The following is a 13,664-nucleotide window of genomic DNA, read 5'->3' as shown; positions in this document are numbered from 1 at the left end:
AGGAATTCCCGCAGCAGGTGAGCGGCGCAGGGAATCTCGAGACGGGCCGAAGTCGATATGGGGCGAGTCGGGTCGACGGGGAACGTCACACCGGCCGGTGATGCCGTGGGGAGTCTTCCCGTCGCGCGCTCTGAAAAGCAGCGAGCTGGGGCCCGCACCCCAGAGGTGCGGGCCCCAGCTGCGAAGTAATGCGTCAGCGCCGGTGTCAGGCGGGAACGATGTTCTCGGCCGTCGGGCCCTTCTGGCCCTGCGCGATGTCGAACGACACCTTCTGGCCTTCCAGCAGCTCACGGAAGCCCTGGGTGGCGATGTTCGAGTAGTGGGCGAAGACGTCGGGGCCGCCGCCGTCCTGCTCGATGAAGCCGAAGCCCTTTTCCGCGTTGAACCACTTCACGGTGCCAGTAGCCATATTATTTCTCCTTCTGGGGCGGTGTCGGGAACTCGCTTGTGCGAATTCCGTGTCGCCGTGATGATCACCCCGTCGGAAATGAACCTTCTGGCAACCACACCTGCAACTAAGATCGACAGTAGCACGGCGCGATCGGCCCTGCATGGTCGATGATTCCGCTCCGGCCGACGGTCGAGGAATACTCGCCGTGTCCCGCACGTATTTCTCATGTCACGGACACAGATATTGCTCGCCGCGGGCGCGGCGTTTCCTGCCGTGCGCTTCCGCCCACGGGCCTGTGACCTCCGTCGACGGGAGAGATGCCGCTGCCGCCGTCGTCAGGGGACGGCACAACGGTGAACGCGCTGAGTCTCCACTACCGCGATGAAGGTCACATCTCCCGCGAGGAGCGCGACGGCCGGCCCCCGGCAGGCGGTCGGGCGGAACCGCCGCACCCGCGCAGCACGCCGTCCACCCTCACGGCGGCAGCGCGCGACCTCGTCCGCAACCCCTGCGAGCGGTCCGTCGAGACACCCGCCTCCTCCACGAGGAGGAGGGCCTCATGGGTCGGTGAGGCGGTGGCGGGAGCCTTGCGCGATGTCCAGTCGATGCTGGTCAGGCCCGCGTCGGCCAGGCGGGCGCAGGCCGCGGAGAGGCCCGCGCCGGGAAGAACCACGCTCCGTCGGACGCCGGTGTTGGTGTCGAAAGGGGTCGTCTTGAGCTGGACGATCAGGGTCACCGATGCGTACGCGGAGCGGTTCAGGCTTCTGATCAAGGAGGACTTGAGTTCGGCCTCCCAGGCCGCGCAGGCCGTGGCCGCCCTGCGTGAGGCGGGGCCGACCTCGGGGCGCCCCTTGTGGACCGGTTGAAGGATTCGGAGCTGCATCGTCTGAAGGAGCTGAGGCCGGGATCGGGCGCTCCGAGTTCCGGATCATCTTCGCCTCCGGCCCGACCCGCCCGGCCCTGCTGCTCCTGGGCGGTGACAAGGCCGGAAAGCCGGGATCGCTGGTACCGCGACCACATCCCGCCGGCCGAGCAGCTCCACCACGACCACGTCGGCGACGAGGACTGAGGGAGCAGCCATGCCCAAGAAGGCTGCGCAGGACCGGGAAGTCCTGGAGCAGGAGCTGTACGCGGCCGGTGCGGAGCCCGCCGAGGTGGAGGCGCTCGGCGGGAGGCTGGACCTGGTCGCGGACTTCGGCGACCGCACCCTGCGCATGCCGGTCAGTGGCGATCAGGGCGGTGCGGTGCCGTGGCCGTCTCCGGGTGTGGCTCTGGTGAGACCGTGAGCGCCCGGAGCCGGGACGGTCGGGGGTTCCCCCTGGCCGCCCCTGCTCTGGCCCGTACCGGGCTGGGTGAGGGCTCCGGCAGGCCTTCTCGACTCCGACGAAGGACGCTCGTGTCCGGCGCCGTTCGTCCTTGTTGATGTCAGTCGTGGATGTCAGCTGGGTCGCAGTCCCGGCTCGTTGTCTGTGCCATGTGCTTCACTCTCCGGCCATGGACGAACGGGAACTGCTCGAAGCCGTTGACTCCTTGGTTCGGCCGGGCGGGCGAGAACGGGTGTGCGGCCGGTCCGGGCACCCGGCGGGGCATGTGTGCCTGGCTGTTTCCGACGCAGTCAACCTGTCCGCTCTCCTCAGGGAGTTCAGCCGTCGGTACGGGCAGCTGCGCAACCTCGCCATGGGCGGTTACGCCGATCCGACGGTGACCGAGCGGACCGGGCTGCCGCTCCTTGCTCCCTTCGCCGGGGAGCTGGTCGAGATGCGCGGATGGGCGTCCGGCAGCCGGTGGATCGGCTGCGGTGTGGTCCGTGCCGGGGACGGCGAACAGCTGGTGGTACTCGTGGCGGAGCGGGCCGCGCCCTCGCCGGACGCACCGCCGGAGGGGACTTCCTGGGTGGACCCTCCTCCCCGTGTCACAGGTGGGGACGCACGGGGCGCCGCACAGCCCCGGGCGGAGATCGAAGCGGAAGCGGGGACTGAACTGCCCGAAGCGTGCTGTACGTGGGTTCAGCGAGTGATCGAATTGACCGAGTGGAAGCCGCTCGGGATCTCCGCCGACTGGGCGGCGATCGAAGGGGAGCTGGGGGTCCCGCTGCCGGCGGACTACAAGGAGCTCTACGAGGCGTTCGGCGGCGGCGTCTTCAGTGATTCCGTCTACTTCCTGGGGTGCGACGAGGGCGTCTCGTTCGACTTCCTGGCACAGTGGCGGGTCGCCCTGTCGGTCGACCAGGACAGCGGGCTCGGAAGCGTCTCCGCCGTCGATCCCCATGCGGTCTACGCGCCGGGCGGCAAGGGGGTGGTCGCGTGGGGCTCCACCGAATGGGCCGACGAGTACTGCTGGCTGATCGATGCCGGGCGGCCGGGCGACTACCCCGTCCTCGCGCGGTCCCACGACGGCGGCCCATGGCACCGGTACGCCATGTCCACCTCCGAGTTCCTCTACCGCGTCCTCGCCGACGCCGGTTTTCGGCCTTTCGGGATCGCGCAGTACGACCTCGGCGCGACGTTCAAGCCCGGCTCCGTCGGCCCCTTCGACGGCCGGCCGCTCTGACGAGAGACCGGCCGTCCCCTGTTCGTGGACACGACAATGCCGTCGTTCCTCGTCGAGGTCCGTGGGTCAGGTGATCACCAGCTGCCTCCGGAACCGGTCGCCGAACGCCGTTCCCAGAGATCAACGAAGCCGGCACACGTCGACGCGGGTCGCCCGCGGTCGCCCTCGGACGGCCCGGACACGGCCCCGGCGTCAGGAGCGGGAGCGCGCTGGGCCTGCGTCCGTGTCGATGCGCAGCAGGAACTCCGTGACGGGTCCGCCCTCGCCGTTCGGCACGAGTTCCGGGCCCGGCCCGTGAATGGCCTCAGCCACCTTCGAGACCGCTTCCGCGTCCCCCTCTCCCAAGCCCTCCGCGACTCCTCAATCAGCGGCCCGGTCGCCCCTGCCGGCCACGGCGTCTCCCTGGGGTCCCCGGCTCGGAAAGCCGCGATCACCTGCCGTCCGATCGGGCGCCGGTCCGGGGGAGGGACGGCCTTCGACCCGGATGTCATCGCCGACCACTGCTGGCGGCTGCACACCCCACCACGACACCGCTGGCAGCGGGAAATCCTCCACAGCGGGCACAACGCCACCGACGGGGTGCTGGACGCCGCCCGTACCGAGCGCTGACCGACACCAGCAAGGCCCCCGGACCGGACCCCCCGTCCGGGGGCCTTCACCCTGGTGCCCCGGCAGGATCCGAACCTGCGACACCCGTTTCAGGAGGGGGACCGGATCCTTGCCGGGTGGTGCCCGGCGCTGCCGCGCGGTGCTGTTCCCCCTGGTCGCGATGGCACCGCGAACCACTTGATCCGGCTCATGCCGCCCTGTGCCGGGCCGTCCGCTCACGCATCGCTCGCGCGCTGCCGGTTGCCGGGCGGAGCCCGTCGCTCGCGCAGACGGCCCCGGACGAGGAGTCCGAGGTCGGGCGGGAGCCCTCCCCGTGGCCGTAGCCGGGTGGCCGTTCGTGCGCGATGCCCGGATCGCGCCGTCCCACGAAACCGCCGTCAGCCGGAGTCGCCCGCACCGGCGGAGCGAGCGGGCTGCCGGCGCCGGTGACGGGACCGTACATCCGTGCTCCGCCCGGGAACCCGTCCGCCTCGGGTGCCTCCGCCGGCCGGCGGCGGTGGCCGGTGCGGCCCGTCGACACGGGAGGCCGGCGCACTGCCCCATCGTGCCGGGAGGCGCGGCACGCGGTCCACCCACGCCATGTCGGCCGTCGCGATGAGTGACTGGCCGGCCACGGTTGCGGGGGTCACACCGGTGAACGCCACGATGTCCCGGTGCAGATGCGACTGGTCGGCGTAGCCGCAGTCGGCCGCGACCCTGGCCGCCGCCTGCCCCCCGGCCAGGCGGGTGGCGGCCCAGTCGAAGCGGACGAGTCTCACGGCGCGCTTGGGCGGCAGGCCGAGCTGCGCGTGGAAGCGGGACCACAGGCGCTTGCGGCTCCAGCCCAGCTCGTCGGCCAGCTCCTCGACCCGCACCCGGCCGTGCTCGGCGACGATACGGTCCCAGGCCCAGGCCAGCTCCGGATCGATGGCGGGCTCCGCGGCGGTCAGCCGGGCGAGGAACGCTTCGACGAGTGCGAAACGTTCCTCCCACGAGGCGGCCTGGGCCAACTGCTCGCGCAGCCGGGCTGCCCGCCGCTCTCCCCACAGGTCGTCCAGGGCCACCACGGAGCTCTCCAGCTCAGCAGGGCCCACGCTCAGCACGGCGCGCGCGATGGCGGGGGACAGACGCACCTGCATCCACTCGACGTTCGCGGCCCGCACCCGCGCCGCACCGCCGACGCCGAACCCGAGCCCGGTGACGATGCTGCCGCGGTGCTGCCGCCCCGTCGGCTCGTCGATGCCGGGCGCAGCCTCGCCGCAGGCCAGCGCCAGCGTCAGCACGGGGTGCGGGTCGAGCCGGTGGTCGACCGGAGCCGGGCCGCGGTCGCGCAGCCCCGCCAGGACGACGCCGGGTACGCGGCCGGGCCGGGCCGGGCGCGTGACCTGCCACACGGGGGCAACGACGCGCTGGCGCACGGCAGTTGACATGCGTCCATGCTACGGGCCCGCCCGGACGGAACATTTCTCCAAGCCGGCAGGCCGCAGACGCGGCAAAGGTGAGCGCATGACTTCCACCGGAACCACCGCGCCGCCACCACCGGGCGTGGCCCGTCTGCTGCGCCCGTACGCGGGCGGCTTCGCCGTCGTCGTCGTCCTGCAGGTCATCGGCGCCGTCGCCGGCCTGGCGCCGCTCCTCGCGGTCGTCGAACTCGGCCGTACGCTGCTGGCGCCGGGGCCGGCCGACGACGGGCACGTGCGCAACGTCGTGCTCGCGGGCGCGGCGGGGCTGCTCGTACGGCTGCTGTTCACGGCCGCCTCGTCCGGCGTCGGACACCTCCTCGACACCCGGGTGCAACTGTCGCTGCGCCGGCAACTCGCCGCGCGGCTCGGGCGGATGCCGATCGGCCGGCTGGCGCGGCGGCGCAACGGGGAGCTGGCGAAGCTGGTGGGTGAGGACGTCAGCGCCGTGCACCCGCTCATCGCGCACACGCCGGGCGAGCTGGTCTCCGCCTTCGTGGTGCCGCTGGTCTCGCTCGGCTACCTCCTCACCGTGGACTGGCGGCTGACGCTGATCACGCTGATCCCCGTGCTGCTGGCGGTCGCGCTGGTGCCGCTGATGATGACCCCCACGCGGCTGCGCGAGCAGAAGGAGTTCGACGCCGCGATGGGGCGGATCTCGGCGTCGGCGGTCGAGTTCGTGCAGGGCATCGCGGTGGTGAAGGCGTTCGGCGGGTCGGAGCGGGCGCACGGCAGGTTCCGTGACGCGGTGGGCGACTTCACCCGGAGCTTCTACCGGATGGTGCGCGGTCTTTCCGGGGTCGCCGCCGGGATGCAGGTGGCGCTGTCGCCGCCGTTCGTGCTGCTGGCGGTGCTGGCCGGCGGCGCGTACCGGATCACCGGGGGCGGGCTCGCCCCGGCGGACCTGCTGCCCTTCCTGCTGCTCGGCCTCGGGCTGACCGCGCCCGTGGCGGCGCTCGGGCACGGCTTCGACGACCTGCAGGCCGCGCGGCGTGCCGTCGGCCGCATCCGGGACGTACTCGCCGAGCCGGCGCTGCCCGAGCCCGTACGGCCGGTGGCGCCCGAGGGACACCGGGTGGAGCTGCGGGGCGTCCGCTTCGGGTACGGGGGTGCCGCGGCCGGGCGCGAGGTGCTGCGCGGCATCGACCTGGTGCTGGAGCCGGGGACGACCACGGCCGTGGTCGGGCCGTCCGGCAGCGGCAAGTCCACGCTGGTGCAGCTGCTGACGCGGTTCTACGACCCGACGCACGGCTCCGTGCTCCTCGGCGGCGTCGACCTGCGTGAGGTGGGCAGCCAGGAGCTGTACCGGCGGGTGTCCTTCGTCTTCCAGGACGTCCGGCTGCTGCGCGCCTCGGTCGCGGACAACATCGCCCTCGCCGTCCCGCACGCCGACCGCGACGCCGTGGTCCGCGCCGCCCGCCGGGCGAGCATCCACGACCGCATCCTCGAACTGCCCCGCGGCTACGACTCGGTGATCGGCGAGGACGCCCGCCTCTCCGGCGGCGAGGCGCAGCGCGTCGCGATCGCCCGCGCCCTGCTCGCGGACACCCCCGTCCTGGTCCTCGACGAGGCCACCGCCTTCGCCGACCCGCAGACCGAGCAGGCGGTGCGCGAGGCGCTGGCGCGGACCCGTCAGAAGCGGACGACGCTGGTCATCGCCCACCGCCTGGAGACGATCGCCGACGCCGACACCGTCGTGATGCTGCGCGACGGCGAGATCGTGGAGCGGGGCACCACCGCGGAACTCCTCGCGCGAGGCGGCGCGTTCGCCGAGTTCTGGAAGATCCACACCGGTGCCGCGGATGCCGGTGCCGTGGAAGGGGAAGAGGCCCGATGATCAGCACACTGCTGCGTGTGCTCGGCCACGAGTACGCCGGGCCGGTGCGCCGCACCGTCGCCCTGATGACGGCGACCGCCCTCGCCGAGGGACTGTCGTACGCCCTGCTGGTGCCCGTGCTGCGCGCGCTCCTCGGCAGCACACCCGAGGACGCCCGGCCCTGGCTGGCCGCCTTCGGCGCTGCGGTCGCGGTCTACGCGGTGCTGCGGTACATCAGCGACCGCTCCGGTTTCCGCGTGGGCACGACGATGCTGCACGGCATGTACGAGCGCCTCGGCGAACACCTCGCCCGGTTGCCCGTCGGCTGGTATCAACCCGGCCGCACCGGCGAGGTGTCCGTCCTCGCCAGCCAGGGAGTGTTGCAGGCGATGAGCGTGATCGCGCACCTGCTGGCGCCGTTCATCTCCGCCTGCGTGACGCCGCTGACGATCGTCGCCGTGATGCTCGCCTTCAACTGGCAGCTGGGGCTCGCCGGTCTGGCCGCCGTACCGTTGGTGGCCGCGGTCCAGCTGCGCACGGCCCGCGCGACGACGGCGACCGACGCGGAGCGCGTGGAACGCGAGCGCGCGGCCACCGGCCGCGTCATCGAGTACCTCCAGGCCCAGCCGGTGCTGCGCGCCGGCGGCCGCACCGGCGAGCGATTCGGTCTGCTGGACGACTCCCTGGAGGAACTGTCCCGCGCCTCGCGTCGCTCCACCCTCTCGGCGCTGCCGGGTGTGCTGGGTCTCGCGGTCACCGTGCAGGCGGTGTTCACCGCGCTGCTCGCACTCGGTGCGTACCTCGCCCTCGGCGGGGACATCGGCGCGGCCGAGGTGCTCGCGGTCCTGGTGCTCGCCGCCCGCTGCGCCGACCCGCTGCTGTCCCTCGCCGAGATGAGTGGTGGCATCCGCGGCGCCCGCGCCGAACTCGCCCGCCTCGACCACGTCCTCGGCACCGAGCCGCTGCCGGAGCCCCGCGCGCCGCGCGAACCGGCCGGTCACGACGTCGTGTTCGACGCGGTCACCTTCCGGCACGGAGACCGCGTGGTCGCCGACGGGGTGACGCTGTCCGTACCCGAGGGCCAGCGGCTCGCCGTCGTCGGGCCGTCGGGCGCGGGCAAGACGACGCTGCTGCAGCTGCTCGCCCGCTTCCACGACGTCGACGCGGGCGCGGTGCGGATCGGCGGCGTGGACGTACGGGAGATGGACACCGCGGCGCTGATGGCGCGGATCGCCATCGTCTTCCAGGACGTCTACCTCTTCGACGGCACGATCGAGGAGAACGTGCGCCTCGGCCGCCCGGACGCCACCGACGCCGAGGTACGGGCCGCTGCCGCCGCGGCCCGTCTCGACGAGGTGATCGAGCGGCTGCCCGGCGGCTGGTCGGCGGACGTGGGCGAGGGCGGGGCGCTGCTGTCGGGCGGCGAGCGGCAGCGCGTCTCCATCGCCCGCGCGCTGCTGAAGGACGCGCCGATCGTGCTGCTCGACGAGGTCACTTCGGCCCTGGACCCGGTGAACGAGGCGGCCGTGCACGCCGGCATCGAGGAGCTGATGGCGGGCCGGACCGTGGTGCTGGTGGCGCACCGCATGGGGACCGTGCGCCGGGCCGACCGCGTCGCCTTCCTGGACGCCGGGCGGGTGGTCGAACAGGGCAGCCACGAGGAGTTGCTGCGACGCGCCGGCCGGTACGCCGCGTACTGGGACCTGTCCCGGGCCGGGGCGGCGCGGGGCTGAGACGGCCGTGCAGGTTGCCGCCCCGGCTGCGCGGGGCCTCGGGTCTCCTGCTCGCCGCGGGTGGGCCGCTCGGCGGCGGCGAGGGGGAGGTGATCGGGGACGTAACGGACGGCGACCCGGCGGCAGCCGTCCGGGTCGCCGTCGGGTGCGGTGCCGGTGGCGGCGACGATGCCGCGGGCGATGCCGGCCCACTCGCCGTCGCTGAGGATGCGGTCCTCGTGGGAGGGGGCTGCGCGGACGGAGCAGATGCTGATCCACTGGGAGAAATCCTGGAGACCAACTCTCCGTCCGCTCACGCAAGACGGCGCCGGACGAGGAGCCCGAGGCCGGACGAAGCGCCTCCCTGGGGGAGAGACCCCAGGTCAGCGGCGTAACACGTGGTGCCCCGGCAGGATTCGAACCTGCGACACCCGCTTTGCCGAAGGTGGACTCGTGAAGTCGGCGGTGGTGCTTCTGCGAGCGTCGCCGACATCACGTGGAGGCTGCCGGGCCGGTGTCAGTGGGCCGGTTCGGGACGGTCGGTGCCCGGGTGCCCGGTGCCCAGGTGGGCGGCGAGGAAGCGGGCGGCACGGTCGAGCGCGGCGTCCGCCTCGTCGAGGCGGCCGTAGTGGTGCTGGAAGACGTGGGGGAGGCCGGGCCCGACTTCGAGCGTGACCTCGACGTCGTCGGCACCCGCGCGGCCGGCCAGCCGGACCGCGTCGTCGAGCAGCACCTCGTTCGCCCCGACCTGCACGAGCAGCGGGGGCAGTCCGGTGAGGTCGGCGAACACCGGGCTGGCCAGGGGGTGCGCCCGGTCGCCCGCGCCGACGTAGAGATCGGCGTAGGCGCGCACGTCGGCTTCGGTGAAGATGGGGTCGGCGCCCTCCTTGGAACGGATGCTTCCTCCGGCGAGGGTGAGGTCGACCCAGGGGGAGAAGACGACCACGGCGGCTGGTTGCGGCAGCCCGGCCTCCCGGGCCGCGAGCAGCGTGGCGATGCTCAAGCCGCCACCGGCGGAGTCACCGGCCACGACGAGGTCCCGTGGGTCGGTGCCCGTCGCCAGCAGCTCGCGGTAGGCCGCGAGCCCGTCGTCGACGGCTGCGGGGAAAGGGTGCTCGGGCGCCAGCCGGTAATCCACCGACAGCGCTCGCAGCCCGGCGCGGCGGGCCAGCTCACCGACCAGCCCCGCATGGGTGTCCGGTGAGCCGATGACGTAGCCGCCGCCGTGCAGGTAGAGCAGCCGGCCCTGGCCGGAGACTTCGGCCGGCTCCAGCTCGAGGGCCGTCCGCCCGCCCAGGACGGTCCTGCGGGTGACCACGCCCTCCGGCACGGGGCGGGTGACGGCTGCGGCGAAACCGCTGCGCTGCTCCTCGGGAGTGGGCGGCGTCTCGCTGCGAGGGGCGGACCGGAGCATGGCGTCCAGGGCGTCGCGCTGCTGTCGGGACATGCGGGCCTCCATGGGTCGGGGTGCGAGGATGGATTCCTGGGAATCCATCTGCCTGAGCCCAACCGGATTCCGGGGAAGATGATTCCTGGGAATCCACTGGAGGTTGCTGTGAGCCACGTCACCCCGATCTTCACCGACCTCGTTCGCGTCGAGACCCGGCTCTACAACGCGGTGAACGCCCGGTTGCGTGCCGAACAGGGTCTGGGACTGGGGCAGTTCGAGTTCCTGGAAATCATCGACCGTGTGCCGGGGTGCCGCGTGCTCGACATCGTCAACGAACTGGCGATCACCGTGGGAGCCGTCAGCAAGGCGATCGACCGGCTGGTGACCGCGGGCTGGTGCCTGCGGGTCGCACATCCCCAGGACCGCCGTTCGTCCGTCCTCCGCCTCACGTCCGAGGGCGAGAAGCGGTTGGCCGCTTCCCGCCCCGTTGTCGAAAGCGAACTCCTGTCGCTGACCGCGGCGGTTCCCGCTGACGACCTGACCCGCACCGCCTCGACCCTGGCCGCCCTTCGCGCGACCCTCGAAGCGGGCGCCCACAGCCGGCCGGGCCGAGGAGACGCAGGGCCGGCCTGAGAGGGAACCCCTCCTGAGCCGGCCCTCTCCTCTGTGCCCCGGCAGGATTCGAACCCGCGGCACCCGCTTGAGGAGCTCGATTCGAGCCCTTGTCAGGAACTGTCCGAGTGGCTCTCTGGACCGGTCGTCATCACAGGCACGGGGACTGGGCGGGAGCCGTTGGCCAGTGACTCCGCGCCGGCCACGCCGACCAGTGACGCGGCCACGGCGGGCCGCACCGGTACCAGCGGTGGCTCCCCGTGCTCCATCGTGGCCCGGAAGGCGCGCAGTACCCGTACGGTGCCCTCGGCTCCGCGTGCCACGGGTTCCCCGGCGAGGGTGAGCGGCACAGGGGTGCGTTCCTCCTCGCGGGCGCGGCCCTCCGGGACCGCCCAGCCCTCCGTTCTGACACGGACCGACCAGGACCGTTCGCCGGCGGTCCGGACGGACTCGGCCAGCGCCTTGGCACCGCGTACGGAGATCCAGCTCCAGTGGCTGTCGGGTTCGCCCTGGAGGAACCCGTGCCGGGTGAGCGCCAGCGCCCCGCTGGACAGCCGTACCGCCATGACGACCGCGGCACGTGGGTCCGCCTCGTCCACCGGGAACGCCGACACCTCCACCGGCCAGGCGTCCGTGAGGGCCAGTACCGGGGAAAGGGTGCGCGTGCAGTACGCCGTGGGAGCGATGCGCCCGCGCCAGTGCGCCGGATCACCGATCAGGCCCGCGACGTCGGCCGGGGACGTGCCGTGCAGGTAGTCCGCTTCGATCAGACTGATCCGGCCCAGCTCCCCGGCCTCGATCGCCTGCCGGATGAGCCGGACGTGCGGATGGGCCACGTAGTTCTCGGCGAAGGAGTAGGTCGCGGACGACCTGTCCGCCGCCGCGATGAGCCGCTCGCCTTCCGCGGCGTCGACGCACGCCGCCGACTCGGACAGTACATGCACCCCACGGTCCAGGAACGCGATGGCCAACGGCGCGTGCTCATCGAAGTCGTTGGCCAGGACGACCCCGTCAAGACGGTGATCCAACAGCTCCTGCCACCGTTCCACCAGCACCGCACCGGGCAGCTGCGCCTGTGCCACGGCGCGGCGTTCGGGGTCCCGGTCACATGCCGCCACGACCTCCAAGCCCACCTTGCGGCACCAGCCCGCCAGGTGAAGCCCCCTCCTGAGTCCGACCACTCCTATCCGCATACGGACATCCTCTGCCGGACCCCCTTCCTCCACAGCTGGTTTCCCACCACGGAAACGCAGCAGACAGAGGGACTGGCCGGGGCGTACATCCCGAACATCAACGGAGGAGCAGCAAGCGGGCCTGACCACCGCCTTGGGAGTTCGATCATCTTGTCGCACGGCGTGCCGAAACGGGGCTCAGCGGTCGCTCGTGGGTCCGATCGTGGCCGCTTCGGTGCGCCATCGTTCGTTGTCGTTGATGTCAGCCGGTGATGTCAGGCGGGTCGAGGCACGATGTTCACGGCCCGGTAGCTGTACCCGTCCTGTTTGAAGCCAGGGGCTTCCCAGTGGAGGTCTACTTGCTGTCCCGGCGACAGCGTTCGGAAGCCCTTCACCTGGATGTGGGAGAAGTGGCCCCAACATCCGCCGGGAGTCTCGGGGGAGTCGAGTACGCCCCACCCTTCCTCGTCGTGCCACTCGCGGACAGTCGCAGTCACCATGGGTGGAACCTTACGGCTCCGTCTGCGCCGACATACCGAGGACCTCAGCTTGGGAAGCTTGGGTTCTCGGTGGGAGGCTGCTTGGCCGACCTGCGGCGGAGCGGACGCGGAGCCTGGCTGATCGACGGCCTGGTCCCCGCCATTTCTCGTGGTTCCCCGCCCGTTCTGGCACGGGTGTGGCACGCGCGACCTTGCGCTGGTGTGTCTCTCACCTGCTGCCATGGTCCGTAGGTGTGCCGTGCGCGTATCGGTCAGAAGGGAGGCTCGAGATCGCCGCGGCCATCGCTGTGCGGCCTCCGGTCCTCGGCCTCCTCCGAGAGAGGCTCCGGGCCGGGCGGATTGTGGCCCCATGCTTCGAGGGCCCTCCACGCGACGCGACGGTTGGGGTCGTCGCTGCTGGTGTTCAGGATGCGGCGGGCGTGCACGGCGAGGTGAGCACGGTGCCCAGCGAGCGCCGGGTGTTCGACGAGGAGGAGCGCAGCGATGACGGCGGCTTCCCGTACATCCTCCTGGCTGTCCTGCAGGAAGGGCGCGACGGCCCGATAGAGCATCGGCCGCAGCTCCCGGAAGGCCGCCACGGTGGTGCCCGAGGCGAGGAAGCCGGGGCAGTACTCCTCGTTGCGGGCGACGATCTCGTCGGAGGCGTCGTGAAGCGTGGAGGCCAGCCAGCCCAACAGCGTCGCGCGGATGGGGACGTCGCGATAGGGCCGTCGTGTCATGGCCGCCGGGTGGGTGAGGATGCCTGCGACGTACATGACGGCGGGGGCGGTGGCTTCGTAAACGGTGTTCTGGTGGCCGACCAGCTCACCCAGCTCCCACAACGTGGTGACCTGGACCTTGGGATCGGGCTCCAAAAGTTGCGTCAGAACCCTGGGAAGGTCCTCACCGGACCCGAAAGCCGTCTGGAGCGACCCCCAGTCGGTCTCCGTCAGGACAACCTGGTAGGGCGGCAAGTCAGGCTCGCGGGGCGCCCCGGCATGGGAACAACTGTGGGTCACGGGCCAAACTTAGACCAGACTTCTGACACCCCCCCTTCCAGGCCAGTTACTTGGACTGCGGTCCTGCCACAGGTGGCTGCTGTATCGCTCAGTCGTTTGCTCCTGCCGTGCGACGGCCCAACTAAGCAGCTGAAGGACCAGAGACGGCTCCAGCACAGCGACAAGCCCCGTACCGACGGAAAACCCGCAGGCAGGGGGCTCGATCAGTGCCTGCTACTTCTTCTTGCCCTGGGTCTTGCCGGGGATCTTGGTGACCTGCGTTTTCGCTGCTCAGAGACGGTGGGCCAGTGCGCCTGGTGGTCGTCGTTGGTCGTCATTGGCCACTGTCGAGTGTCCTCGGACGGCCCGGAGACGGCCCGGCGCTGACGTCCACTGGCTTCTCATGAGCATGCCGTTGTCAGTGACTACGGTTAGGGTCACGGCCGCGCGGCCGGCATCCGAGGTGCCCAGCTCTGTAGTGCAGCTGCATCCCCGG

The 13,664-nt window shown here is 71.8% G+C and carries 12 protein-coding genes and 1 pseudogene; 5 read left to right on the top strand and 8 right to left on the bottom strand.

Annotated elements, in window-relative coordinates; translation table 11 throughout:
* Positions 1 to 205: 205 nt before the first annotated feature.
* Complete coding sequence (locus FHS37_RS21035; RefSeq protein WP_030648194.1) at positions 206 to 409, bottom strand: cold-shock protein; 204 nt, start codon at positions 407 to 409, stop codon at positions 206 to 208.
* 370 nt (positions 410 to 779) lie between these two features.
* On the bottom strand, positions 780 to 1,274 hold the full coding sequence (locus tag FHS37_RS21030; RefSeq protein WP_184823566.1) for a hypothetical protein: 495 nt from the start codon (positions 1,272 to 1,274) through the stop codon (positions 780 to 782).
* Positions 1,275 to 1,470: 196 nt separating this feature from the next.
* On the opposite strand from FHS37_RS21030, the gene FHS37_RS21025 reads away from it, so the two are divergent.
* Together FHS37_RS21025 and FHS37_RS21020 are read left to right on the top strand one after the other, a co-directional pair.
* Complete coding sequence (locus FHS37_RS21025) at positions 1,471 to 1,677, top strand: hypothetical protein (RefSeq protein WP_184823564.1); 207 nt, start codon at positions 1,471 to 1,473, stop codon at positions 1,675 to 1,677.
* Positions 1,678 to 1,885: 208 nt separating this feature from the next.
* The gene (locus FHS37_RS21020) at positions 1,886 to 2,941 is read left to right on the top strand and encodes an SMI1/KNR4 family protein (RefSeq protein WP_184823562.1); all 1,056 of its coding nucleotides are present in this window, start codon (positions 1,886 to 1,888) and stop codon (positions 2,939 to 2,941) included.
* Positions 2,942 to 3,927: 986 nt separating this feature from the next.
* On the opposite strand, the gene FHS37_RS21015 is transcribed toward FHS37_RS21020, so the two are convergent.
* Positions 3,928 to 4,959 carry a helix-turn-helix domain-containing protein gene (locus FHS37_RS21015; protein WP_308439469.1) on the bottom strand — a complete coding sequence of 344 codons (1,032 nt, stop codon included), beginning with the start codon at positions 4,957 to 4,959 and terminating at the stop codon, positions 3,928 to 3,930.
* A gap of 76 nt (positions 4,960 to 5,035) precedes the next feature.
* On the opposite strand from FHS37_RS21015, the gene FHS37_RS21010 reads away from it, so the two are divergent.
* Both FHS37_RS21010 and FHS37_RS21005 read left to right on the top strand, forming a co-directional pair.
* Positions 5,036 to 6,826 carry an ABC transporter ATP-binding protein gene (locus tag FHS37_RS21010; protein WP_184823560.1) on the top strand — a complete coding sequence of 597 codons (1,791 nt, stop codon included), beginning with the start codon at positions 5,036 to 5,038 and terminating at the stop codon, positions 6,824 to 6,826.
* Positions 6,823 to 8,538: an ABC transporter ATP-binding protein gene (locus FHS37_RS21005; RefSeq protein ID WP_184823559.1), complete on the top strand. Its 1,716-nt coding sequence runs from the start codon at positions 6,823 to 6,825 to the stop codon at positions 8,536 to 8,538. Before FHS37_RS21010 ends, FHS37_RS21005 begins: the two co-directional genes overlap by 4 nt.
* A gap of 68 nt (positions 8,539 to 8,606) precedes the next feature.
* Here FHS37_RS21005 and FHS37_RS41320 read toward each other — a convergent pair.
* Positions 8,607 to 8,783, bottom strand: a pseudogene (locus FHS37_RS41320) (mobilization protein); the annotation flags it as partial.
* A gap of 251 nt (positions 8,784 to 9,034) precedes the next feature.
* Positions 9,035 to 9,964 (bottom strand): alpha/beta hydrolase, encoded by a 930-nt coding sequence (locus FHS37_RS21000; protein WP_184823557.1) that lies wholly within the window; start codon positions 9,962 to 9,964, stop codon positions 9,035 to 9,037.
* Positions 9,965 to 10,072: 108 nt separating this feature from the next.
* On the opposite strand from FHS37_RS21000, the gene FHS37_RS20995 reads away from it, so the two are divergent.
* Entirely contained in the window at positions 10,073 to 10,540 is a 468-nt protein-coding gene (locus tag FHS37_RS20995; protein WP_184823554.1) for a MarR family winged helix-turn-helix transcriptional regulator, read from the top strand.
* 92 nt (positions 10,541 to 10,632) lie between these two features.
* Here the strand turns inward: FHS37_RS20995 and FHS37_RS20990 are convergent, their stop codons facing one another.
* The 3 genes from FHS37_RS20990 to FHS37_RS20985 all read right to left on the bottom strand — a co-directional run bounded on the left by FHS37_RS20990 (position 10,633) and on the right by FHS37_RS20985 (position 13,189).
* Positions 10,633 to 11,712: a Gfo/Idh/MocA family protein gene (locus FHS37_RS20990; protein ID WP_184823552.1), complete on the bottom strand. Its 1,080-nt coding sequence runs from the start codon at positions 11,710 to 11,712 to the stop codon at positions 10,633 to 10,635.
* Positions 11,713 to 11,966: 254 nt separating this feature from the next.
* Positions 11,967 to 12,191 (bottom strand): S1 domain-containing protein, encoded by a 225-nt coding sequence (locus FHS37_RS39725; RefSeq protein WP_193474378.1) that lies wholly within the window; start codon positions 12,189 to 12,191, stop codon positions 11,967 to 11,969.
* Between the two features lie 251 nt (positions 12,192 to 12,442).
* Positions 12,443 to 13,189 carry a hypothetical protein gene (locus FHS37_RS20985; protein ID WP_184823550.1) on the bottom strand — a complete coding sequence of 249 codons (747 nt, stop codon included), beginning with the start codon at positions 13,187 to 13,189 and terminating at the stop codon, positions 12,443 to 12,445.
* Positions 13,190 to 13,664: the final 475 nt, after the last annotated feature.

The sequence above is a fragment of the Streptomyces griseomycini genome (assembly GCF_014203535.1).
In the GTDB taxonomy this organism is placed as follows: domain Bacteria; phylum Actinomycetota; class Actinomycetes; order Streptomycetales; family Streptomycetaceae; genus Streptomyces; species Streptomyces griseomycini.
The sequence above is the reverse complement of the archived record's forward strand: the minus strand, read 5'-3'. Positions and strand labels throughout refer to the sequence as shown.